Here is a 24,514-nt window from a genome sequence, read left to right as displayed (position 1 = left end):
TAAAGTGCCAAAATTACGTATATTTTTTTCGGCTTTTGCCTTAGAAAATATTTTTTGAAAATAACACCCGTATTCAGTACGTTACATCAGTAAACGAGATTAATTTTATACCTAACGCTTAAAAGAGTAAGATTTGATACAAAGGATGCGTAAAAAAGACACATTTAAGATTTATTTAACCATTGGGCTACTCGTGTGGAGTTGTCTTAATGGCGCTTTCGCGAAAGCGCAATCATCCTCAACCAGTAAGAAATTTAAGGTCGTGCTTGATGCCGGTCACGGTGGTGACGATAGCGGAAACCGTGGAAACGGGTATTATGAAAAAAATATTGCGCTAGACATTGTACTAGCCGTAGGTGCCGAACTTGAAAAGCAAAAAGATGTAGAAGTTATCTATACTAGAAAGAAGGATGTCTTTATACCACTAGCAACCAGAGCAGATATTGCAAACGAGGCAAATGCAGATCTCTTTATAAGTGTGCACTGTAACTCACACTCTAGCCAGGCAAAGGGTACAGAGACGTTTGTAATGGGTATCGATAAGAATGAAAAAAATATGCGCATCGCCAAAAAGGAAAATGCGGTAATCCTTCTTGAAGATAATTATGAAGAGCGCTATGCTGGCTTTGATCCTAATAAACCAGAAACAATGATAGGCCTTGAGCTTATGCAAGAGGAGTATCTAGACCAGAGTTTAAATCTAGCGAGTTTTATAGAAAAAGAATTTACTAGTGCTGTAAAAAGAAGCAGTAGAGGAGTAAAGCAAGGTCCCTTCTGGGTACTGCACAGGTCTGTAATGCCTAGTGTGCTTGTAGAGACTGGATTTCTTACTAACAATGAAGAGGGAAGATTTTTAAACTCAAATGCTGGTAGAGTTAAGATGGCAAAGGCTATAAGTACCGCGGTGACTAACTATAAGAAGGCTATACAAGCGACAGAAAGTATTACCGTAGCGGCAGATGCGCCTGTGGCAAATAAACCAGTACGTGTTGAAAAATCAAAGATTTATAAAGATGTTACTTTTAAAGTACAGCTAGCGGCAAGTAAGCGTAAACTTGAGACTAAATCTTACAATTTTAAAGGACTTAAGAATGTGAGCCGTATCAAAGATGGGAGGCTTTATAAATATTTTTATGAAGCAACCTCAGACTATACGCTGGCTAGAAGATTTTTACAAGATGCAAAAGCAAAGGGGTATAAGGAAGCTTTTATTGTACCTTTTGATAAAAGTAACAACAAGTTACAGCTTAAGCAAGTGTTAAATTAGTCTTATCTGTAAGGTAGACCTTTAACAATTCACCTACATTTGTTTTTATAACCATCATCTCAATTAATGTCTAAAGAAATCAAAACCGCCATACTAGTAATTGCAGCATTGCTGTTACTTATTTTTGGCTACAATTATCTTAAAGGAAATAATCTACTAGATAAGAGTAAAATTCTCTACGCAAAATATGATAATGTAGAAGGTCTTGCACCTTCATCACAAGTGACTATTAATGGGTTGCCAGTGGGTAGAGTACTATCTATAGACTTTGCAGACAGTTCTGGTAAGCTTGTCGTAAAGTTTGTGGTTGAGAAAGATTTTGAGTTTTCAAACCAGAGTCTTGCTAGAGTCTACGGTGGAGGATTAATAGGAGGTAAGTCACTAGCCATAGTTCCTACCTATGAGAAGGGTCAAAATGCAAAAACTGGAGATACATTGCCAGGTGAGATGGGTGAGGGTATTATGGAGCTGGTAAACGAGCGCCTTACGCCATTACAAAATCAAGTTGAGAAGGTAATAGGTGACACAGATTCTCTTCTAGTAAACGTAAATTCTGTATTAGATAGAGATACAAGAGCAAACTTAAGAGACGCGATTGCAAACTTTACAACAGCTTCTAGAGAGCTTAAAGGAATATCTGGGTCTGTAAATGCCTTATTATCAGAAAACCAAGTAAAATTAGACCGTACCATAGCAAATCTTGACAAAATGAGTGGTAATTTTGCAACATTATCAGATTCGTTGTCACAGATACAAATGGGGACAATGGTTGCAGATTTAGAAAAGACTATAGCAGATTTTCAAGAAATCTCTAATAAGTTAAATTCTCCAGAAGGAACCGTAGGTAAACTTTTGAATGATGAGCAACTTTACTTAAATTTGGATCGTACAGCAAATCAGATGGGGGACTTACTTCAGGATATGAAGCTCAACCCAAAGAGATATGTTCATTTTTCGCTTTTTGGTAAAAAACCGGGAGCGTATACTCCGCCTAAAGATTCGTTACAGTAGGCGCGAGCTTAACTAACGAATTTTATGCAATACATTCAAAATTTTATTTTCCTTGTAGCCCTAGTTCTTGGGGTTGGTTTCTTTGTAAAAAACATTAAAAAGCTTTCCCGTAATATAAATCTGGGAAAAGATGTAGATCGTTCTGATAACAAGCCACAGCGCTGGAAGAATATGGCAAAGATTGCCTTAGGCCAGTACAAGATGGTAAAAAGACCAGTATCTGGTATTCTACACGTTGTTGTTTACGTAGGTTTTATCATCATAAACATAGAAGTGCTAGAGATCATAATAGATGGTCTTTTTGGTACACACAGAGTATTTAGCTTCTTAGGAGGGTTATATGATTTTCTTATAGGTAGCTTTGAGATTCTTGCATTTTTAGTACTTGTAGCGGTTATCATTTTCTGGTTACGCCGTAATGTGATTAAAATACAGCGATTCTTAAAACCAGAGATGAAGGGATGGCCTAAGTCTGATGGTAATATCATACTCTATTTTGAAGTGGTATTAATGGGGCTTTTCCTCACAATGAATGCTGCCGACTTACAATTACAAACTATGGGAGCTGCTCACTATGCATCTGCAGATGGTAGTATAATGGGTTCTTTCCCTATAAGTAGTTTTATAGCACCACTTTTTGAAGGAATGTCTGAGAGTGCTCTTATAATCGTAGAGCGCGCAGCGTGGTGGATACACATCTTAGGAATATTAGTTTTCTTAAATTACCTATACTACTCAAAACACTTACACATCTTACTTGCATTCCCAAACACTTGGTATGCAAAGCTTAAACCACAAGGTGAGTTTAATAACCTACAAGCTGTTACAGATGAGGTAATGCTTATGATGGATCCAAATGCAGACCCATTTGCCGCACCACCAGAAGGAGCAGAAGAGGCAGAGGTAGGAAAATTTGGAGCAAGTGATGTGACAGATCTTAACTGGGTACAACTTATGAACTCTTACAGTTGTACAGAGTGTGGACGTTGTACGAGTGAGTGTCCTGCAAACCAAACAGGAAAAAAACTAAGCCCTCGTAAGATTATGATGGATACTCGTGATCGTCTTGAGGAAGTTGGTAAAAATATAGATAGCAATAATGGTGTGTTTGTACCAGATAACAAGCAATTGCTTGATGATTATATCACAAAAGAGGAGCTTTGGGCTTGTACTACGTGTAATGCTTGTGTTGAGGCTTGTCCTATAGGTATTGATCCATTGAGTATCATAGTAGATATGAGACGTTATATGGTGATGGAAGAAAGTGCAGCACCTACAGATTTAAATAATGCAATGACTAACATAGAGAATAATGGTGCACCGTGGCCGTTTAATCAGTTAGACAGAGGTAACTGGATCAATGAGGCGTAAACTTTTTATAATAGTAGGAGTGTTTTTTTTCGCTTTCGCGAAAGCGCAAATCCCTACAAAAAATTATAAAATCGATAGTTTACAGTTTAAGATGTACACACGTCTCTTCGTAGGGCCGCAGTTACAAGTAGATAGTATTACCGTCAAAAAGATATTTTGTGATTGGTGTACAGAGACCCAGATGCAAGTCTTAAGAGATGAGGCAATGCGACAATCTATGATAGAGCGTCACAACCCTAGATATAAAAAACCTGGAGAGCATAGACTGGCCCTCTACGTAAGATTTAGTAAAGAAGATTTTAAAAACCTAAACGATACCAATGAATAAAGAAGACGTAGACAAGCTATTAAGCGAGAAGTTAGAAGATGGAGAGCACGTAAGTCCAGTACTTCCAGAAGGGGTTAAAAATTATCTTATAGATATAGATGGTACCATTACAGAAGATGTTCCTAATGAGGAGCCAGAGCGTATGGGTACTTGTGAGCCTTTTCCAGATGCATTAAAAACACTTAATAAGTGGTATGATGAGGGTCACATTATCTGTTTCTTTACTTCAAGAACAGAAGAGCACAGAGATGTAACTACAGAGTGGTTAAATCGTCACGGGTTTAAATTTCATAGCCTTTTGATGGGGAAACCTAGAGGAGGAAATTATCACTGGGTAGATAATCACCTAGTAAAAGCAACACGCTACAAAGGTAAATTTACAGACCTAGTAGAAAAGAAAGTGACCATAGAGGTCTTTGAAGATTAAATTATAATTAGATTACATAGTAATATACGCATATGAGTGAGACACTTAAAGTACCCACAATGGCCGAATATCTGGCGCAAGGAAAGCAGCCAGAAGTACTCTTTTGGGTAGGTTGTGCAGGGAGTTTTGATGACAGAGCAAAGAAAATTACAAAAGCATTTGCTCGTATATTAAATAAAGCAAACGTAGATTTTGCAGTTTTAGGCGCAGAAGAAAGTTGTACTGGAGATCCAGCTAAAAGAGCAGGAAATGAATTCTTGTTCCAGATGCAGGCAGTTACAAATATTGAAGTGCTTAATGGTTATGAAGTAAAAAAAATAGTAACGGCTTGCCCGCACTGTTTTAATACACTTAAAAACGAGTATCCATCACTAGGTGGAAACTATGAAGTGGTACACCATACACAGTTCTTAAAATCACTGCTTGATGACGGTCGTCTTACAGTAGAGGGAGGTAAGTTTAAAGGAAAGCGTATCACCTTCCACGATCCTTGCTATTTAGGACGTGCAAATGGTGTATATGAAGCTCCTAGAGAATTACTACGTAAACTTGATGTGGAGCTTGTAGAAATGCGCAAGTGTAAGACTAATGGTTTATGTTGTGGAGCTGGTGGAGCACAGATGTTTAAAGAGCCAGAACCAGGTAACAAAGATGTAAACATAGAGCGTACAGAGCAAGCACTAGAGGTGAAGCCAGACGTGATAGCAGCAGGATGTCCTTTTTGTAACACAATGATGACAGATGGTGTTAAGAATAAAGAAAAGGAAGGTAGCATCGAGGTAATGGATGTTGCAGAGATGATTGCTTCTGCAGAAGAATTGTAGAGCTCCTGTCATTTCAAGAAATAAGTAGTGCGGTTATGGTATCGTTTTAACGTGCACTTTAATATCAATTTATTTTCAAAGCGGATGTAACATCCGCTTTTTTTACTTTTAAATAGAATAGTATGCTTGTAGATTTTAATTCACTTTCAGACACATCAAGAATCTGGTTATACCAGTCTGATCAAAAATTTACAGATGAGCAAGTAGCTCAACTAGAGAAAGATTTGAGTACATTTTTAACTGGCTGGACAGCGCACGGAGCAAGTCTTAAAGCAGGTTTTGAAATAAAATATAATCGTTTTATAGCCATAGGCCTTGATCAAACAGAAGCTGCCGCTAGTGGATGCTCTATAGATAGCCAGGTGCGATTTATTATATCATTACAAGAGGAGCTCGGGGTAGACCTTCTTGATAAAATGAATGTGACCTATTATCAAAATGATCGCATACACTATAAAACACTTCTTGATTTTAAAAAAATGATTAAAGACGGTGCCGTAGGTAGGAACACCATAGTGTTTAATAATCTTGTAGCTACTGTAGGTGAGTATAAAGTAAACTGGGAGATTGCTGCAAAAGATAGCTGGCATTCTCGCTTTCTTAAAAAAGGAAAATAGCTAGTCTCTCTTAGTTCATAAGATGTTGTTAAGATTTCTAATTTTTAAGAACAGGGTTACAATAAACCCCCTATTTTTATATTAGTAATTAGAAAGCGCTTCTTGGCGTTATTTTTGATTTCTACAAGACAACTTAAAAACTTAGATTATATGGCGTTTACACGCAATCTTACCATACTATTATTTCTTTTATTTACCACCTTTGCTTTCGGTCAAGAGCGATACCCCTTATATGCAAATGATATTGTGGCTCAACGCGCTTGGGTTGATTCTGTCTATCAACAAATGACTCCAAAAGAGCGAATAGGTCAACTATTTATGGTGGACATATTCTCAAGTGATCCTCAGGTCAAGATAGATAAAATCAAAAAGCTCATTAAAGAAGAGCACATAGGCGGTCTCATATTCTCTAAAGGTGGCCCTATGCGACAGGCAAAACTCAATAATGAGTTTCAAGCAATGTCAAAAACAAAACTCCTCGTGGGTATGGATGCAGAGTGGGGACTTGCAATGCGACTAGATAGCACATATGCTTTCCCTTGGAATATGACACTAGGGGCCATACAAGATAATAATATTGTAAAGAAGGTGGGGAGACGCATAGGCGAGCACTCAAAGCGTCTTGGTGTACACATTAACTTTGCTCCTGTAGTAGATATAAATATCAACCCTGCAAATCCTATTATAGGTAACCGCTCTTTTGGAGAAGATAAAATAAATGTTACAGAAAAGGCAATTGCCTTTATGGAAGGAATGCAAGAGGCGGGTGTCTTAGGCAGTGCAAAGCATTTTCCTGGTCACGGAGATACAGATAAAGACAGTCATAAAACGCTCCCTACTCTCAATTTTACAAAAGAGCGACTTCAGAGTGTAGAGATGTATCCCTATAAACCTATTATAGAAAATGGTATTGCCAGCATTATGGTAGCACACCTCAATGTACCAGCACTTGTGCCAGAAGAAGGTGTGCCCACAAGTATATCACCTACGGTGGTTACAAAAATGCTCAAGGAAGATTACCTCTTTCACGGTTTAATATTTACAGATGCCCTTAATATGAAAGGCGCTGCAAACTTTAAAGAACCTGGAGATATTGACCTCGCAGCCTTTAAGGCAGGTAATGATATCTTACTCATAAGTGAAAATGTTCCTTCGGCTTCCGCCAAAATTTTAAATGCATTACAGCAAGGTGAGATTACAGAAGAGCGGTTAGCCCATTCTGTTAAGAAGATACTATATGCCAAATACAAAGTAGGCTTACACAACCATAAGCCTGTCTCAACTAAAAATCTAGTAAATGACCTGAATTCTAGATACGATGATATCGTATATAGCGAGGCAATCGAAAATGCAATTACTGTTACAAAAAACAATAATAACGTTATCCCAGTTACAAATATTGACCAGAAAAAGATAGCTTATGTAGGTCTTGGTGATGATGACGGTTCGGCTTTTAAACAGCAACTACGCAAGTATGCTTCTATTGAAAATATTACAACAAAAACCCTAGAGGCCACTCAAGAAAAACTAACCGATTTTAACTATGTGATTATTGGTTTCCACAGATCTAATGCAAACCCTTGGAAGTCCTATAAGTTTACAAAAGAAAACATACGCTGGATTAAGGAGATAGCCAAAACTAAAACGGTAGTACTAGATCTTTTTGTGCGTCCGTATGCAATGCTAGACTTGCAAGACACACAAGATATAGAAGCGATAATACATAGTTACCAAAACAGTAAACTAGCACAAGAAAAAAGTGCGCAGCTCATTTTTGGAGCAATCCCCAGTAAAGGAAGATTACCTGTATCGCTAGGTGAGACACCTATACGCACAGGGTTACAGTCTGGAACCTTAAGAAGAATGTCTTACGGTATACCAGAAGAGGTAGGTGTAGATTCAGACACGCTCAATATTAAGATAGACTCTCTTGTTAATTTAGGGATTAAAAGAGCAATGATGCCCGGAGCGCAGGTACTTGTAGCGCGCAGGGGAAAGGTAATTTATGATAAAAGTTTTGGTTATCACACCTATAATAAAAAGCAACCTGTACGTCCAGAGAGTATGTATGACATTGCTTCTATGACAAAAATTCTTGCCTCATTACCGCTCTTAATGGAGCTTGAGAGTGAGGGAAGTATCGATCTAGAAGATAAGTTAGGTACGCTTATACCAGAACTAAAGGGTAGTAATAAAGCAAACATAACACTTAAGAAGGCCCTTTCTCATTATGGTAGATTCAAGGCGTGGATTCCGTTTTACGTGAGCACGCTAGATTCGGTTACAAAAAAACCGCTAGATGATTACTACAGTACCTCATACTCGCCTAATTATAATATTAAAGTGGCAGAGAAGATGTACCTGCGCACCGGATACACAGACACCATCATAAAGAAAATAGCAGACAGTGACTTGCGCTCTCGCTTATCTTATAAGTATAGCGACTTGCCTTATTACCTGATGAAAAAATTTCTAGAAGATTACTATGGGCAAAATCTTGATGCAATTACAAGCAGTCATTTTTATAATGCGCTTGGTGCAAATTACACCGGCTACAGACCCCTTAGAAAGTTTAAAAAAGAAATGATTGTACCCTCAGAAAATGATACCTACTGGCGCAACCAGAAAGTACAAGGATATGTACACGATATGGGAGCAGCGATGCAAAGTAATATGGGTGGCCACGCCGGGTTGTTTTCAAACTCAAATGATGTTGCCAAGTTAATGCAAATGTATCTTCAAGATGGTTATTATGGAGGCAAACGCTATTTCTCAAAAGAAACAATGGACCGCTTTAACACCTGTAATTATTGTGATAATAAAGTGCGCAGAGGTGTAGGCTTTGATAAACCACAACTTAGTGGTGGAGGCCCTACTTGCGGTTGTGTGCCTATGACGAGTTTTGGACATAGCGGTTTTACAGGGACTTACACTTGGGCAGACCCAGAAAATGAGTTAGTTTACGTGTTCTTATCTAACAGAACATTTCCTACTATGGACAATAGAGCACTTATAAAATCAGGATTGAGAACCACCATTCAAGAGGTGATTTATCAATCTTTAATTGATTAAATTTGTAAGGCTATGAGCTACTTGTACTACTTATAAAGTGTATGAGTCCGCTTTCGCGAAAGCGTAAAAGAAACAACCCAAAAAACCGTACTATGAAAATTGCAATTGTCTGTTACCCAACCTTTGGAGGAAGTGGTGTAGTAGCAACCGAACTTGGAATCGCTTTGTCAAAAAGAGGTCACGAGGTACACTTTGTTACTTACAAGCAGCCAGTGAGACTTGCATTGCTTAATGACAATATTCATTTTCACGAGGTAAATGTACCAGACTATGCACTGTTTCATTATCAACCTTACGAGCTTGCTTTGTCTAGTAAGCTAGTACGTATTATAAAAAAAGAGAGCATTGATATCTTACACGTGCACTATGCAATACCACACGCATATGCCGGTTATATGGCAAAAGAAATGCTCAAGCAAGAGGGAATAGAAGTGCCTATGGTAACCACACTTCACGGTACAGATATAACTCTTGTGGGGAGTCACCCTTTTTATAGACCAGCAGTAAGTTTTAGTATTAATAATAGTGATGTTGTTACCTCTGTTTCAGAAAGTTTAAAGCAGGATACGCTACGCTTATTTGATATCACAAAAGAAATAGATGTAGTACCTAACTTTATAGACTACACCGCTGTAGATGATAGTTTTACAGACTGCCAGCGCAGCCTTATGGCAAATGAAGAAGAGCGTATAGTAACTCATATAAGTAACTTTAGAAAGGTAAAGCGTATCTCTGATGTTATAGAAGTGTTTTATCGATTACAACTTGAGATTCCTTCTAAGCTTCTTATGGTAGGTGAGGGGCCAGAACGTGAAGCGGCAGAGCAGCGCGTGAGAGAACTAGGTATAGAGGAGAAAGTACGATTTTTAGGTAATAGTAATGAGATAGATAAAATACTTTGCTTTTCTGATCTCTTCTTACTGCCTTCTGAGGCAGAGAGTTTTGGGCTTGCAGCGCTAGAGGCTATGGTAAACCGTGTACCGGTTATATCAAGTAATGCCGGTGGTATACCAGAAGTAAATGTAGATGGTGTAACTGGTTATTTAAGTAATGTAGGTAACATTGCAGATATGGCTCAAAATGCTATACGCATACTTGAGGATGATACTACCTTGGAACAGTTTAAAACTAATGCCAAAAAAGAAGCGGCCAAGTTTGATATTCAAAACATTGTACCGCTTTATGAGGAGTTATATGAAAGAGCTTTAGTAAAAGCTTAGATTTCTCTTAAAAAAGGTATCTAATACCTAGTGCTACGTCAAACTCAAGACTATCATCAAAGTCATTAAGTATTGCTACCTCTGGTCTAAAATCTAGAGAGAGTAGTAGTGGGAAGTCAAACCTATATTCAATCCCGATATCACCAGCTGCGTTGAGAAAAAACTCACTGTCGTTATTGTCAAATCCAGGAAAATCGTCATCTACATCAAAAGACCCTACAGATGCACCTGCTCCGGCATACCAGTTTAAGCCACCATCTATATTCCATACCCACTGGTAAATACCTGTACCTTTTATAGCATCAAAATTATTACCCGTTCTCCACGAGAGGCCTAGCTCTAGTCTATTATTCTCACTTAGTGCTCGCTGGTAGTTTACCTCTGTGCTAAAACCGTTATTATCGCCCAGTCTTAAACCTATAGCATTTGGAGAGATCTCTTGCCCTATGGCTGTTGCGCTAAGTCCTATAAAGAGAAGTAGGGTATATATTGTATGTTTCATAGTTATTTATTTTAAGTGTAAAATTATTAAGAACACTATCTCTATAACGTTAACGACTGCATAAAATTTTATCTATTTTTAACCTTGTGAACTTACAATTACAAAAACTACAGCAGCAGTTAGAAGGAGAACTTTACTATGATAACCTTCATAAAACTATTTATGCGACAGATGCATCTGTATATCGTAAAATTCCGCTAGCTGTTGCTCTTCCTAAAACAGCGCAGGATATTAAATTTTTATGTGAGTATGCTTTACAAAATAGCATCACACTCATACCACGCACCGCAGGAACATCCCTAGCGGGACAGTGTGTAGGAGATGGGATTGTGGTAGATGTGTCAAAACACTTTACAAACATCATCTCTTTTGATAAAGAAAAGAAACAGGTTGTCGTACAGCCCGGAGTGATACGCGATGAGCTTAATTTATTTTTAAAGCCTCACGGCTTGTTTTTTGGACCTAATACATCTACTGCAAACCGCTGTATGATAGGCGGTATGGTAGGTAATAACTCTTCCGGAACCACTAGTATTCAGTACGGTGTGACCAGAGATAAGACGGTAAAACTTAAAACTATTTTATCTGATGGTAGTGAGGCTACTTTTGAAAATTTAGATGAAGTACGCTTTCGCGAAAAGTTGACACACACCACCCTAGAAGGAAGTATATACAACACAATTTATACATCACTAAAAGACGAGGAATCAAGAGCAGAAATTGCAGCACATTTTCCAAAACCTGAGATACATAGAAGAAATACGGGCTATGCCTTAGATTACTTGGCACAAATGAACCCTTTTCACGTAAGTGGAAAAGATTTTAATATGTGTAGTTTACTCGCAGGAAGTGAGGGTACGCTTGCTTTTACTACAGAAATCACTTTACAACTTGACGAGTTACCTCCTGCATATAATGTACTTGTAGCCGCGCATTTTGAGGATTTAACTAGTTGTCTTAAAGCTGTTGTACCTGCGATGCGTCATAATCTCTTTACCTGCGAGATGATGGATAAAGTGATTTTAGACTGTACAAAAAACAATCGTGATCAGCTCAAAAATAGATTTTTTGTAGACGGTGATCCGGCAGCAATATTAATGCTAGAAGTTTGCGACCATACACTAGAAGGAGCAAGAGCACAAGCCAGTGCTGTTATTACAGATTTACAAAAGGAGCAAATAGGTTATGCCTTTCCAATACTGGAAGGAGCTGAAATAGCTCAAGCTATGGAGTTGCGGAAAGCAGGCCTGGGGCTCTTAGGAAATATAATAGGAGATAAGAAGGCAGTAGCTTGTATAGAAGACACGGCAGTGGCTCTAGAAGATCTAGCGGCTTATATAGACGAGTTTACAGCTATTATGGACCGTTATGAGCAAGATGCAGTGTATTATGCACACGCGGGCGCTGGAGAGTTGCATTTACGACCTATACTTGATTTAAAGAAAAAGGAAGATGTATCGCTCTTTAGACAGATTACTACAGATGTAGCGCATCTGGTTAAAAAATATAATGGCTCAATGAGTGGTGAGCACGGTGATGGTATTGTACGTGCAGAGTTCATACCACTTATGGTGGGTAAAAAAAATTATGAGATGATGAAAGCAGTTAAGAGTGCTTTTGACCCTCATCATATTTTTAATGCCGGAAAGATAATAGATGCTTTTCCTATGGATCAAAATTTACGCTATGAAGTAGGTCGTCAAGAAGCAGAGGTAGAGACGCTATTAAATTTTAATGACAATCAAGGAATACTACGCCTAGCCGAAAAATGTAATGGTAGTGGTGATTGTAGAAAGATGCCTAGCGCTGGAGGTGCTATGTGCCCTAGTTATCGTGCGACTCGTGATGAGAAAGATACAACTAGAGCGAGGGCCAATACCTTACGTGAGTTTTTAACAACTTCAGAAAAGGCAAATAAGTATAATCACAAGGAACTTAAGGATGTTTTTGACTTATGCCTTAGTTGCAAAGCGTGTGCAAGCGAGTGTCCAAGTAATGTAGATGTTGCTACGCTCAAAGCAGAGTTTGAGTATCAATATCAAAAATCTAATGGGAGTAGTTTACGCACCAAATTATTTGCGCATAACACAAAGATTAATAACCTAGGAGCTGTAGCTCCTAGGTTTTATAATACAATGCTAGCGGTAACTGGTGGTGTTGCAAAAGCCACTTTAGGTATTGCAAAAAAGCGTAGTTTGCCTAAACTTGAGGTGTTTTTAAATCCTCAAGAGAGTAATGTAGCTCGCTGTACTAATGTGAGTACTCCAGCTATATCCAAAACTAAAGTTGTTCTTTATATAGATGAGTTTACACAATATCTAGATGGATCAATAGCGCAAGATGCTGTTGTACTTTTAACTAAGCTTGGATACGACTTGCAGGTAATTACAAACCACGATAGTGGTCGTTCTTACATCTCAAAAGGATTTTTAGATGAAGCAAAAGTTTTGGCAAATAAAAACATTGCGGCGTTTAAAGATATTGGTGATGATACTGTTATAGTGGGTATAGAACCTTCGGCTTTGCTTACGTTTAGAGATGAATATATTCGACTGGCAGATGACGTTCAGATAGCAAAACAAATAGCTGCAAAGGCATTTCTTATAGAAGAGTTTTTACATAATGAAATTAAAAAAGGAGTCATTACCGCAGAGCAGTTTTCCGCGAAAGCGAAAAAACTCAAAATACACGGGCATTGCCATCAGAAGGCACTCTCATCTGTATCACACACATTTGCAATACTTAATTTACCGGTAAACTATGTGCCTACCATTATACCATCTGGCTGCTGCGGTATGGCGGGCAGCTTTGGGTATGAGAAGGAGCATTATGAAGTGAGTATGAAGGTAGGTGAGCAAACCTTATTTCCCGCAGTGCGTAAGGCAGGTAATGACACTGTTATAGTTGCAAACGGGACTAGCTGTAGACACCAAATAAAGGATGGTACACAACGTGTAGCTTTGCATCCTGTTACGGTTTTAAGACAAGCGCTTATTTAATCATCACCAGCGACATCATAAGTAGTAATCACTTGATTAGTAAAACTAGAAGTACTCTCAGGAAATGGGAGTGTTACACCAAAGCTGCTTAAGTCCTCAAATTCATATTGAAAATCAAGATCAGAATTTACAAGACCAATATTTTGAGCATAGGTGTTAGTAGTTACGATAACATCTTGTGACTCAAGAAGTGTTACTTGTACACCTAGTATAGATGCACTTATAGTAGCATTAATAGTAAGTGTTGCTGTCAGAACACGCGGGAATGTCACTCCATTTATACTACTATTTTCTATTGTATTACCACTAGTAGATGTAACAAATGCATCTATAGTAACAGGGATTCCTTCTATTTCTTGAGTAATAGTTTGTGTAATCTGGTCTACTTGTGTGCCTGCTGTCGTAATGGATTGATCATAAAGTTTTATTACTGGTATAAGCAGCGAGATATTATTAGTCTCATCTAGTGGTATAGTCACTTCTCCAGAGTAACGTAGGGTACCTTCACTTTCTACAAGTCCACCAGCAGCGATAAGATTTGTAATAAAGCCTGCGCTATCTACATTTGACTCAAAGTCTGTAAAGCTTGATCCATTAATTTCGGTAAGTCCTATTACCTCAAGATTGTCTTGTGTAGTGTCCATATCATCTGTGGTAACGTTATACTGCCAGTTATCTCCAGTGGTTAAAGAGTAGTAGCTATAAACCGGAGTATCTTCCATCTGGTCCTCACTCTCACTCATATCTGTAGTGCTCTGAGTATCCTCATCTGAGTCACTGCAACTTATAAAAGTTATAAAAAGGGATAAGGCGAGGAGTGTGTAAAATTTCATAATGTACTTATTTGCTTTAAAACAAATATAGTAAACAATGCCTAGCTGCTATTTTAAGACATTAGGCAACAACGCGCTAAGATCATACATAGGGTCTAAGGCTTCTTCAATGTAAGAGGTTTTATCAAACTCTGCTCTGTAGTTTTTGAGGCTCCACTCTTTATCGTGATATTCTAGGTATGTTAGATTTTCAATCCAGTCTCCACTATTAAGATATATGGTACTTCCTTTATGATTTTTTACTTTACGTATAGCTGGCTGATGTATGTGACCACAGATTACATAATCAAACTTGTTTTCTATAGCCAAATCTGTGGCCGTGTTTTCAAAATCATTTATAAACTTAACAGCTCCTTTTACACTGTTCTTTATTTTTTTAGAGAGCGAGTATTTCTCTCTTCCCATTTTTACAAGCCATTTATTAAGTAGCCTATTAAAGAGTATTAAAAAGTCGTAACCCCATCCGCCTAGTTTTGCAATCCACTTGGTGTGCTGTATGGAGACATCAAAAACATCTCCGTGAAAAAACCACGCTTTTTTACCATCTAGGTTAAGTACTAACTTGTCTATGAGATGGATATTACCCATAACAGCATCGCTAAATTTACGAAGCATCTCATCGTGATTACCCGTAATGTAGTACACCTGTGTACCCTTTGAGGCGAGTGTGATGATCTTTTTAATAACCTTAAGATGCTCTTTTGGGAAAAACCGTTTTCTAAACTGCCAGATGTCTACAATATCACCGTTAAGGATAAGAATTTCTGGTTTTATTGAGTTTAGATATTGAAAAACCTCTGTAGCGTGACAGCCGTAAGTGCCTAAATGTATGTCTGAAAGTACAACTATTTCTACAGGTCTCTTCAATGTATCGTTTTGATTGCAAGTTCTTTATAAAACACAATGTAATTGTTAATAGGCGGTTAAGTGGTTTAAAAGTTTTTGTTATGATTTGAGAGCTACTTTAATTAATCATTAAGTGAGTTATTAGTTTTTGATTATGAGCTTTTCAATTTACATTTGTTGAAAACAAGTACAATGGCTGGTAATACCTACGGAACGATATTTAAACTCACCACTTTTGGCGAGTCTCACGGTAAGGCAATAGGAGGAATCATAGATGGATGTCCTGCAGGTCTTGAGATAGATTTTGATGCAATACAAAGAGATCTAGATCGTCGTAAACCAGGACAATCTAAAATTGTAACCCAGCGTAAGGAACCGGATACGGTAGACTTTTTATCTGGTATTTTTGAAGAAAAGACTACAGGGACTCCTATAGGTTTTCAAATTGTAAACACAAATCAGAAATCTAAAGATTACGGTCATATAAAAGACACCTATAGACCAAGCCACGCAGACTATACGTATGATAAAAAATATGGTAATCGCGATTATCGTGGTGGTGGAAGATCTTCGGCTAGAGAGACTGCGAGTAGAGTAGTAGCTGGAGCGATTGCAAAGCAATTTTTAAAAGGCATTACCTTTCACGCATTTACAAGTGCGGTAGGAGATTTATCGATGGATACTCCATATCAAGAACTTGACTTTAATGAGATTGAAAAAAATGATGTAAGATGTGCTGATCCCGCTTTCGCGAAAGCGTGTGAAGAAAAAATTAAAGTAATTAAAAAACAAGGTGATACCATAGGAGGTGTTATAACCTGCGTGATACAAAACGTACCCATAGGGTTAGGAGAGCCTGTGTTTGATAAACTACACGCAGAGTTAGGTAAGGCTATGCTTTCTATAAATGCTGTAAAAGGCTTTGAGTATGGAAGCGGTTTTGAGGGAGCAAAGATGAAGGGCTCAGATCATAACGACCATTTTAATAATGACGGTACTACAAAGACCAATCTTAGTGGTGGCGTGCAAGGCGGTATCTCAAACGGGATGGATATTTATTTTAAAGTAGCGTTTAAGCCGGTAGCAACTGTAATGCAAAAGCAAGAAACGATTAATGCCGCCGGAGAAACTGTAGAGATGCAAGGTAAAGGGCGTCACGATCCTTGTGTAGTCCCTAGAGCGGTGCCTATAGTAGAAGCAATGGCAGCACTTGTGATTGCAGATTTTGTACTACGAGATAAATCTGTTAGATTGTAGCATAATTTATTTATTCAAAAAAAAGCTCACTTACTAAAAAGTAGGCTTTTGTATAAACTATATCGATATAGCGTGGCTTTACGTCGTGCCTAGTAAATATTAAGACCTTTATGAAAAAACTTGCGTTACACTGGAGAATATTAATAGGAATGGTTTTAGGAGTTGTTTTTGCTCTCATTATGACAAATTTTGAGTGGGGAAAGGACTTTGTAAGTGACTGGATAAAACCCTTTGGAACCATCTTTATTAACTCTTTAAAGTTAATTGCAATACCATTAATACTTGCCGCACTTATTAAAGGAGTGTCAGATCTTAAAGATATATCTAAGCTCTCACAGATGGGAGGGCGTACTATAGGGACGTATGTTGTCACTACGGTTATTGCAGTGTCTATAGGGCTTGTTTTAGTAAATATTGTATCTCCTGGTAAATCTATCTCAGACGAGACGCGTACAGAGCTTGTAGACGGTTATACAGATAGTACAAATAAATATAAAGAAACTGCAAAGGCACAGAAAGAAACAGGACCATTGCAGGCTCTTGAAGACCTTGTACCACAAAATATATTTTCGGCAGCGACAAGTAATCGTAATATGCTGCAGGTAATCTTTTTTGCAGTATTCTTTGGCATAGGGCTTATTTTAATACCAGAAGAAAAGAGTAAGACGGTAAAAAGCTTTTTTGATGGTGTAAATGAAGTGATACTTAAAATGGTAGATCTCATTATGCTCGCAGCACCCTACGGTGTGTTTGCACTTCTTGCAGCCCTTGTGGTAGAGTCGCCTAATGCAGATCTTTTTAAAGCCCTGGGCTGGTATGCATTTACGGTTGTACTTGGTCTATTGTGTATGATAGGCGTTTATATGCTCATCGTTATCATCTTTACAAAAAGAAGTCCAGCATCATTTCTTAATGGTATTTCTCCAGCACAACTATTAGCATTCTCAACAAGTTCTAGCGCTGCTACATTACCAGTAACAATGGAGCGAGTTACAGAACACTTAGGTGTAGAGGAAGAGGTGGCTAGTTTTGTCTTACCTGTAGGAGCGACTATCAATATGGATGGTACTAGTTTATATCAAGCTGTAGCAGCGGTATTTATAGCACAAGCTTTTGGTATGGATCTTACACTGGGTACACAACTAGGTATTATAGCAACAGCAACACTAGCTTCAATAGGTAGTGCTGCAGTACCTGGTGCAGGTATGGTAATGCTTGTGGGTGTACTAGGTTATGCAGGAATACCTGAGGCAGGACTTGCACTTATCTTCGCTGTAGATAGACCTCTTGATATGTGTCGCACAGTAGTAAATGTGACTGGTGATGCTGCGGTATCTATGGTAGTTGCAAAGTCTGTAGATAAGCTAGGTGATCCTAAGGTTAAAGACTGGGATGATAACTACAAGGGATAGAAGCGCTAGCTTTTATTTGTCATTATCAATATCATAATTTAAGAAGGTTTATTGCGTCGTTTTTTGCGAGTCTAGTATTGTAGTTTTAGGAGATTTTCTACTTGTATTCTGTACTTTTATAGTCACTAAGATGATTGTAAAATAATGAAGAATATAAAGACTATTGCTTTTGATGCAGACGATACTCTATGGGTAAACGAAACTTTCTTTAGAGATGCAGAACATACGTTTTGTGAACTGTTAAGCGATTATATAGACTACGATAATTGCCAGAAGCGTCTTTTTGAAATGGAGATGCGCAACCTAGCACTATATGGTTATGGTATCAAGCCTTTTACATTATCACTAATAGAATGTGCGCAAGAGGTGTCTGATGGGAAAGTTTCTAATGCCATTATAGGCGATATTATAGATCTAGGTAAGGATATGCTCAACGCGCCTGTTACCTTACTACCGCATATAGAAGAGGTGCTAGAGGAGCTATCAAAGCATTACAAGCTTGTAGTTGCTACTAAAGGTGATTTACTAGATCAAGAACGTAAGCTCGAGAAATCTGGTCTGTCAAAATATTTTCACCACATAGAGGTAATGTCTGATAAACAACCGGCAAATTATCTAAAGCTTATAAAACATCTAGATATAGACCCTACTTCATTTTTAATGGTTGGGAACTCTTTAAAGTCTGATGTGTTGCCGGTGCTTGAGGTAGGTAGTTATGCGGTGCATATTCCTTTTCATACTACTTGGGCTCACGAGCAGGTAGATATAGAAGTGTCTCACGAGCGTTTTAAAAGTCTTGAAGATGCTAGGTCTTTAAGTTCCATTTTATCTTAGTTTTATACGAGTAGATTAAAAATATAAAAATAAAAACCTATGAATTTTCACACACGCAAATGGATTAAACCAGAAGACTTAAACCCAAATGGAACTTTGTTTGGAGGAAGGTTGTTAGAGTGGATAGATGAAGAAGCTGCATTATATACTATAATTCAGATAGAAAACCCTCGATCTGTCACAAAGTATATGAGTGAGATAGATTTTCGCGCAAGCGCAAAAAAAGGTGACATTATTGAGATAGGTCTTGAGGCTACTAAGTTTGGGACAGCATCTGTTACTCTTAAGTGTGAGGTGAGAAATAAAATGACACGAGAGACTATTATTACTATAGAACGTATTGTGATGGTAGGACTAGATGAAGAAGGTAAGCCCCAACCACACGGTAAGACAGAAATAGAGTATGTAAAAAATAGACTAGGTGCATCTACAGAGTAGAGAAGGTAATTCTTCTTAAGAATGGGTTAACTCTTATCGGTTGCACCTATAAATGAATATTTTACGTTTAGTTTTATTGTGTCAAAATGATGCTTTACTAAATGAAAAAACTATTACTACTTGTATTACTTATTATTATCACATCTTGTGATGAGGGAGATGTCGTCTCTACCGAAACTATTGCAGAGGAGATTACAAGAGGGGCTGTTTTAAGAACGCAGGAGTACATAAATAATGACTACTTAATTACAGATCTACAAAGCGATTTTCACGTTGTAATTGAAGAGCAAGATCTTGAAGATGGAGACTTGCTAGATGAGGTTGAGGTTTATATACAGTACATAGGTAATACTTCGGTCACAGAGGCACTTTCTACACAAGAGGTATTATATGATGTCATACCGGCTTCAGATTTTTATGAAGGCGAATTTGGTTTACCTCGATATGAACTTAATATATCATTTCAAGAGGCACTTTCCTTTGTAGACTTACAGCTTAGCGAAGTTGCTGTAAAAGATCAATTTATATACAGGCTTAATTTAAAACTTACTGATGGTAGAAACTTTACCACGGGTACTTCTAGCTCTATAATAATCGCTTATGATACGTTCTATAGTTCCCCATTTCTTTATACTATTAATGTAGTATCACCCATAGATGATACGGCATATACGGGGGTGTATGCCGTAGAGTCTATACTAGATGGACCAGCCCCAGATGGAGAAACCTTTGTAGATTGCTATACGGTAGAAATTACAAAAGGGCGCTCTAATACCACAAGGCAATTTTATGCCTGGCACTGGAGGTATCATAGGGGAATAGAGCAAAAACGAAGATGGGAGTTTAATGTAGTGGGAGATGAGATTGTTTTTGGTAAAAACCAGCTGTCTTCACCAGAAGGGTATTGTACCTCTACAGCGCCTATTTTACTAGGGCCTGATATAGAAAATGGGAGTGCAGATATTATAGATGATACTGTTTTTGAACTCTGGTTTGTAGAGGGATACCTTAACTTTGATGGGGGTTGTGGATTTAACACTGCACCATCTAGATATAGATTTACAAAACAATAAATTATGAAAAAAATATACTTTATAATCTTAGTAGGCATTTTAACAGCTTGTAGTGATGACGAAAAAGCGATAGAGGTTGTTACTGAGGAAATAGAACGTGGTGCCGTGTTGAGAAACATAAATCGTATAGAAAACAATTTTGAAGCAGGAGATCTTACTAGTGCATTTGCAGTAGAGGTAGAAGAGCAAGATGAAGAAGATGGAGCATTGTTAGACTTTGTACGAGTTTATACAAAGTATATAGATCGTGACGTGTCAAACGGAAATGACACATCTCCAGAGATTATACTTAAAGATATTGAAGCTTCAAGCTTTACCACAGGACCAGTGGGTTTACCTAGGCACACATTAAATGTGAGCTATGAAGAGACTGTCACTGCGCATAATCTAGATTTAAACGCAATACAACCAGGAGATCAGTTTGAGGTAAGGCTAGAAGTTTTCTTAACAGACGGTCGTAGTTATAGTAATGATAGTGGCTCTGCTTCTATACTTACAGACTTTTGTTTTTTTAAATCCCCATATCGTTATGTGATTAATGTGATAGAACCCATCCCTGATGCAGATTTTACAGGCACCTACTTTTACGAAATTATAAGTGATCAAGATGACACGGGCGTAAATTCTGAAGGCTTTATTACCATAAATAGTACCAGTATGTCTAACGTACGTTATATGCCACTCTTTACAGAGGGTGTAGAATTTACTATTGCTGGAACATCTATTTATCCAAAAATTTATGGATCATATAACGGCTTTTGTAGAGACTCGACTTTTCATATTCTTACAGGGCCAGGTGATACGTCCTTTGGACAAGTAAACTTAATAGATGACACTGTATTTGATATGACTATTGTGATAGGTTATGAGGGGTGGGATGGACAGTTAGGTAATAACGTGAGAGAGTTTACTTATAGATTTACAAAGCAATAATATGTTTACGCTTTCGCGAAAGCGTAATACCCAATTGTTAATATTATCTAAATTAAATTAACTCCCAGCGGTCAATTCTTATTTTCGAGTAGAAATAAACTACCGATGAAAAGAATACTACTCCTTTGTTTACTAGCTACTTTTTTTACAACACAAGATTCTTTTGCACAAGGCAAAAAAACACGCCGCAAAAAATCTAAAAATAAGACTGAAACGAAGGCTCCAGAAGAAAAGCCAGATAAGAGTGGTTTTAAACCATACAATAAAGTAATCACAAAAGAAGCGGTTACAGATTCTGGATTATTTCAGGTACATAAAGTTAAAGATGAGTTCTTTTATGAGATTCCTTTCTCACAGCTTAACAAAGATATGTTGTGGGTTACCCGTATTGCTCAAATTCCTAATGGATTAGGAGGAGGTTATATAAATGCTGGCTCAAAGACCAATGAGCAAGTAGTGCAGTGGGAGCGCTTTCAAGATAAAATACTTATTAAAATTAAATCGTATGCCAGTGTAGCAGATAGTACAAAGGCGATAAGTAATTCTGTACGTGTAAATAATTATGAGCCTACACTCTACGCGTTTGACATCAAGACTTTTGATAAAGACTCCACAGCTGCTGTTATTAATGTAACAAAGCTGTTCTCGTCTGATGTAAAGGGTATAAGTGCACTATCTGGTCGTTTACGTAAACAGTATAAAGTAAAAAAGCTAGATGCAAATCGCAGTTTTATAAACAGTGTTAAGAGTTTTCCAGAAAATATAGAGGTAAAACAAGACTTTACATATGATGCGGCAGAGCCGCCTACAGAGAGGGCTGCAGAAAGTATAAGCCTTCAGGTAAACCAGTCTATGATATTACTGCCAGAGCAACCTATGCAACCTAGATTGTACGACCCAAGAGTAGGCTTCTTTACAGTAAAGCAATATGATTACGGTAGTGAGGCGCTCAAGGCAGATCAAAAAACATACATACGCCGCTGGAGACTAGAGCCTAGTGATATAGAAGCTTATAAGCGAGGAGAACTTGTAGACCCTGTAAAACCTATTGTATATTATTTAGACCCTGGTACGCCAGAGTCACTTAAGGAGTATATAAAACAAGGTATAGAGGACTGGCAAAAACCGTTTGAAACAGCAGGTTTTAAAAATGCCATTATAGCAAAAGATGCTCCTACACCAGAAGAAGATCCAGAGTTTAGTCCAGAAGATATACGTTACTCTGTAGTGCGCTACGTAGCCAGTACAACTCGTAATGCCGTAGGCCCTAGCGTGTCTGACCCACGTAGCGGGGAGATTATAGAAAGTGACATTATCTGGTATCACAATCACTTAAGAAGTTATAGAAACCGTTATTTACTAGAGACTGGAGCGGCAAACCCAAGCGCACGCACACTAGATACACCAGAAGAGGAGATAGGGGAGATGATGCGTATGGTGATAGCTCACGAGGTAGGCCACGCACTTGGTTTTCCTCACAATATGGCGGCAAGTTATGCATATAATGTAGAGTCATACCGTGATGGGGCATTTACTCAAAAAAATGGTATCGCAGCGAGTCTTATGGATTATGCTCGTTATAACTATATCGCACAGCCGGGAGACACAAACATTCGCTTTGTGAGACAGATGGGACCTTATGATCACTATGCTACAAACTGGGGTTATAGATGGATACCAGATGCTACCTCACCACTATTGGAGAAAGCCACCCTTAACCAGTGGATTCAGGAAAAAGCAGGAGATCCAATCTATAAATTCGGGAGACAGTCTAGTAGCTTTGACCCACAATCACAAACGGAGGCGATAGGTAATGATCCTGTAAAGGCAAGTACATATGGTATTAAAAACCTACGCTACGTAGCAAAAAACTTACCATCGTGGACATCTAGCAAAACAAACGATTACCAAGACCTAGAAGAACTCTATGGAGAACTCATAGGGGTGTATAGTAGATTTGTAGGTCACGTGGTGACTAACGTAGGTGGCGTATATGAAAACATCAAAACTCCTGCACAGGGAGGCGTGGTGTACACGCACCTAGATGAAGCATCACAAAAGGAGTCTATGCAATGGTTACAGAATAACCTTTTTGAAACGCCTACCTGGCTTGTAGACCCTGCTATCTTACAAAATATAGACCACGCCGGTTATGCAGAAAAAATAAGAAGAACACAATCTAGATACTTAAATAGACTTTTAAGTTTTGATAGACTAGGGAGATTAATAGATGCAGAGACTACACAGACAGAATATTATAGCGCTCTAGAGATGCTTTCAGACCTGAGGTCTGGTATCTGGTCTGAGACAAGAAGAGGTGCTTCTGTAGATATCTATCGTCGTAACTTACAACGATCGTACTTAGATCGTATGGCATTTTTAATGACAGATAAAGGGCCAAAATCAAGATCTGGAAGACCAGGTTTTGAGGGAGTTTTACGTTATGATATAAGCGCATCAGATGTAAGACCCCTTGTACGTGGAGAGTTGCAAAAACTTAAAAAGATATTAAGGTCAGCACGCAATGCAAGTGTAGATACAATGACTAAGTACCATTATGAAGATGCAATTGCTCGTATAGATCAATTACTTGATCCAAAATAATTACTCACAGTCAAAGTCTATGTCGAGCACTTTTAACCCGTAATTTTTTGCGTCATAGTTAAAGTGCCACCATTCGGTGCGTATGGGTGAAAAGCCAAATTTTTTCATCACAGACCACAACTGTTTTCTATTTGCCGTAATGGTATCGTTATGTGGGTGGTCTATATGAGCTTCTTTTCCAAAAAAGTCATAGTCACTACCCATATCTAGCGGCGTACCATCCAGCTTTACAATGGTCATATCTATCGCTGCACCACGGTTATGTATAGACCCACTACCGTAAGGATTACCTACGTAGCCAGGGTTAGGGTAAATCTCCCACATCTTTTTTTGTACAGAGAGTGGGCGATAGCAATCATATAGCTGTATCATATACCCTAGCTCGCAAAAGTAATTATTTGCCTCAACGAGCGCCTCTGCAACCTCCGGTATAAGGAGACATTGCACACAGTCGTAAACGGTTTGTTCTAGAAAATTATCATCTGTAGCATAGCGCACATCATATGAAAATTTTGAATCAAATTCGGCTATATTGACCAGCGGACTTTCTTGATCGCTTTGCATTGCAAGAAAAAAAAGTGCTGATAGTACTAAAAAAAACGTGCGATATATCTTCATACTGGAAAATTACGATTAATTTGGTTTT

At 38.1% G+C, this 24,514-nt stretch carries 21 protein-coding genes; 17 read left to right on the top strand and 4 right to left on the bottom strand.

Features of this window, described 5'->3' with window-relative positions; genetic code table 11:
• Positions 1 to 145 precede the first annotated feature (145 nt).
• From MED134_RS03615 to bshA, 9 genes are all read left to right on the top strand, one after another.
• Positions 146 to 1,267, top strand: a complete 1,122-nt coding sequence (locus MED134_RS03615) for an N-acetylmuramoyl-L-alanine amidase (protein WP_021778723.1) — start codon at positions 146 to 148, stop codon at positions 1,265 to 1,267.
• A gap of 66 nt (positions 1,268 to 1,333) precedes the next feature.
• Positions 1,334 to 2,278, top strand: a complete 945-nt coding sequence (locus tag MED134_RS03610) for an MlaD family protein (protein WP_021778724.1) — start codon at positions 1,334 to 1,336, stop codon at positions 2,276 to 2,278.
• Positions 2,279 to 2,302: 24 nt separating this feature from the next.
• Positions 2,303 to 3,649, top strand: a complete 1,347-nt coding sequence (locus MED134_RS03605) for a 4Fe-4S dicluster domain-containing protein (protein WP_021778725.1) — start codon at positions 2,303 to 2,305, stop codon at positions 3,647 to 3,649.
• On the top strand, positions 3,639 to 3,977 hold the full coding sequence (locus MED134_RS03600; protein WP_021778726.1) for a hypothetical protein: 339 nt from the start codon (positions 3,639 to 3,641) through the stop codon (positions 3,975 to 3,977). Before MED134_RS03605 ends, MED134_RS03600 begins: the two co-directional genes overlap by 11 nt.
• Positions 3,970 to 4,404, top strand: coding sequence for a hypothetical protein (locus MED134_RS03595; protein WP_021778727.1), 435 nt, complete (start codon positions 3,970 to 3,972; stop codon positions 4,402 to 4,404). Before MED134_RS03600 ends, MED134_RS03595 begins: the two co-directional genes overlap by 8 nt.
• Before the next feature lie 32 nt (positions 4,405 to 4,436).
• Positions 4,437 to 5,228, top strand: a complete 792-nt coding sequence (locus tag MED134_RS03590) for a (Fe-S)-binding protein (RefSeq protein WP_021778728.1) — start codon at positions 4,437 to 4,439, stop codon at positions 5,226 to 5,228.
• Between the two features lie 122 nt (positions 5,229 to 5,350).
• Complete coding sequence (locus MED134_RS03585; protein ID WP_021778729.1) at positions 5,351 to 5,845, top strand: hypothetical protein; 495 nt, start codon at positions 5,351 to 5,353, stop codon at positions 5,843 to 5,845.
• Positions 5,846 to 5,995: 150 nt separating this feature from the next.
• Entirely contained in the window at positions 5,996 to 8,917 is a 2,922-nt protein-coding gene (locus tag MED134_RS03580) for a glycoside hydrolase family 3 N-terminal domain-containing protein (protein ID WP_021778730.1), read from the top strand.
• A gap of 92 nt (positions 8,918 to 9,009) precedes the next feature.
• A complete protein-coding gene (bshA, locus tag MED134_RS03575; RefSeq protein ID WP_038597030.1) occupies positions 9,010 to 10,137 on the top strand; it encodes an N-acetyl-alpha-D-glucosaminyl L-malate synthase BshA in 1,128 nt (375 codons plus the stop codon).
• Positions 10,138 to 10,144: 7 nt separating this feature from the next.
• On the opposite strand, the gene MED134_RS03570 is transcribed toward bshA, so the two are convergent.
• Positions 10,145 to 10,639, bottom strand: coding sequence for a hypothetical protein (locus MED134_RS03570; RefSeq protein WP_021778732.1), 495 nt, complete (start codon positions 10,637 to 10,639; stop codon positions 10,145 to 10,147).
• An 86-nt stretch (positions 10,640 to 10,725) separates the two neighbouring features.
• On the opposite strand from MED134_RS03570, the gene MED134_RS03565 reads away from it, so the two are divergent.
• On the top strand, positions 10,726 to 13,638 hold the full coding sequence (locus tag MED134_RS03565; protein WP_021778733.1) for an FAD-binding and (Fe-S)-binding domain-containing protein: 2,913 nt from the start codon (positions 10,726 to 10,728) through the stop codon (positions 13,636 to 13,638).
• Here MED134_RS03565 and MED134_RS03560 read toward each other — a convergent pair.
• Both MED134_RS03560 and MED134_RS03555 read right to left on the bottom strand, forming a co-directional pair.
• Positions 13,635 to 14,471: a hypothetical protein gene (locus tag MED134_RS03560; RefSeq protein WP_021778734.1), complete on the bottom strand. Its 837-nt coding sequence runs from the start codon at positions 14,469 to 14,471 to the stop codon at positions 13,635 to 13,637. The genes MED134_RS03565 and MED134_RS03560 overlap by 4 nt on opposite strands.
• Positions 14,472 to 14,519: 48 nt before the next feature.
• Positions 14,520 to 15,338 carry a UDP-2,3-diacylglucosamine diphosphatase gene (locus MED134_RS03555; protein ID WP_021778735.1) on the bottom strand — a complete coding sequence of 273 codons (819 nt, stop codon included), beginning with the start codon at positions 15,336 to 15,338 and terminating at the stop codon, positions 14,520 to 14,522.
• Between the two features lie 171 nt (positions 15,339 to 15,509).
• Here MED134_RS03555 and aroC point away from each other — a divergent pair, with 171 nt between their 5' ends.
• The 7 genes from aroC (at position 15,510) to MED134_RS03520 (ending at position 23,868) form a co-directional block, all read left to right on the top strand.
• Entirely contained in the window at positions 15,510 to 16,574 is a 1,065-nt protein-coding gene (gene aroC / locus MED134_RS03550) for a chorismate synthase (RefSeq protein WP_021778736.1), read from the top strand.
• Positions 16,575 to 16,684: 110 nt separating this feature from the next.
• A complete protein-coding gene (locus tag MED134_RS03545; RefSeq protein ID WP_021778737.1) occupies positions 16,685 to 17,986 on the top strand; it encodes a dicarboxylate/amino acid:cation symporter in 1,302 nt (433 codons plus the stop codon).
• Between the two features lie 144 nt (positions 17,987 to 18,130).
• Positions 18,131 to 18,820, top strand: a complete 690-nt coding sequence (locus tag MED134_RS03540) for an HAD family hydrolase (RefSeq protein ID WP_021778738.1) — start codon at positions 18,131 to 18,133, stop codon at positions 18,818 to 18,820.
• 39 nt (positions 18,821 to 18,859) lie between these two features.
• Positions 18,860 to 19,258, top strand: coding sequence for an acyl-CoA thioesterase (locus MED134_RS03535; RefSeq protein WP_021778739.1), 399 nt, complete (start codon positions 18,860 to 18,862; stop codon positions 19,256 to 19,258).
• A gap of 101 nt (positions 19,259 to 19,359) precedes the next feature.
• Entirely contained in the window at positions 19,360 to 20,331 is a 972-nt protein-coding gene (locus tag MED134_RS03530; protein ID WP_021778740.1) for a hypothetical protein, read from the top strand.
• Positions 20,332 to 20,334: 3 nt separating this feature from the next.
• Positions 20,335 to 21,264, top strand: coding sequence for a hypothetical protein (locus tag MED134_RS03525; protein ID WP_021778741.1), 930 nt, complete (start codon positions 20,335 to 20,337; stop codon positions 21,262 to 21,264).
• A gap of 105 nt (positions 21,265 to 21,369) precedes the next feature.
• The gene (locus MED134_RS03520) at positions 21,370 to 23,868 is read left to right on the top strand and encodes a zinc-dependent metalloprotease (RefSeq protein ID WP_021778742.1); all 2,499 of its coding nucleotides are present in this window, start codon (positions 21,370 to 21,372) and stop codon (positions 23,866 to 23,868) included.
• On the opposite strand, the gene MED134_RS03515 is transcribed toward MED134_RS03520, so the two are convergent.
• Entirely contained in the window at positions 23,869 to 24,486 is a 618-nt protein-coding gene (locus MED134_RS03515; RefSeq protein WP_038597025.1) for a M15 family metallopeptidase, read from the bottom strand.
• Positions 24,487 to 24,514 lie beyond the last annotated feature (28 nt).

It is taken from the genome of Dokdonia sp. MED134 (genome assembly GCF_000152925.2).
GTDB lineage: Bacteria > Bacteroidota > Bacteroidia > Flavobacteriales > Flavobacteriaceae > Dokdonia.
Note: the sequence above shows the minus strand (reverse complement) of the source record. Positions and strands in the feature narration are given on the sequence as shown.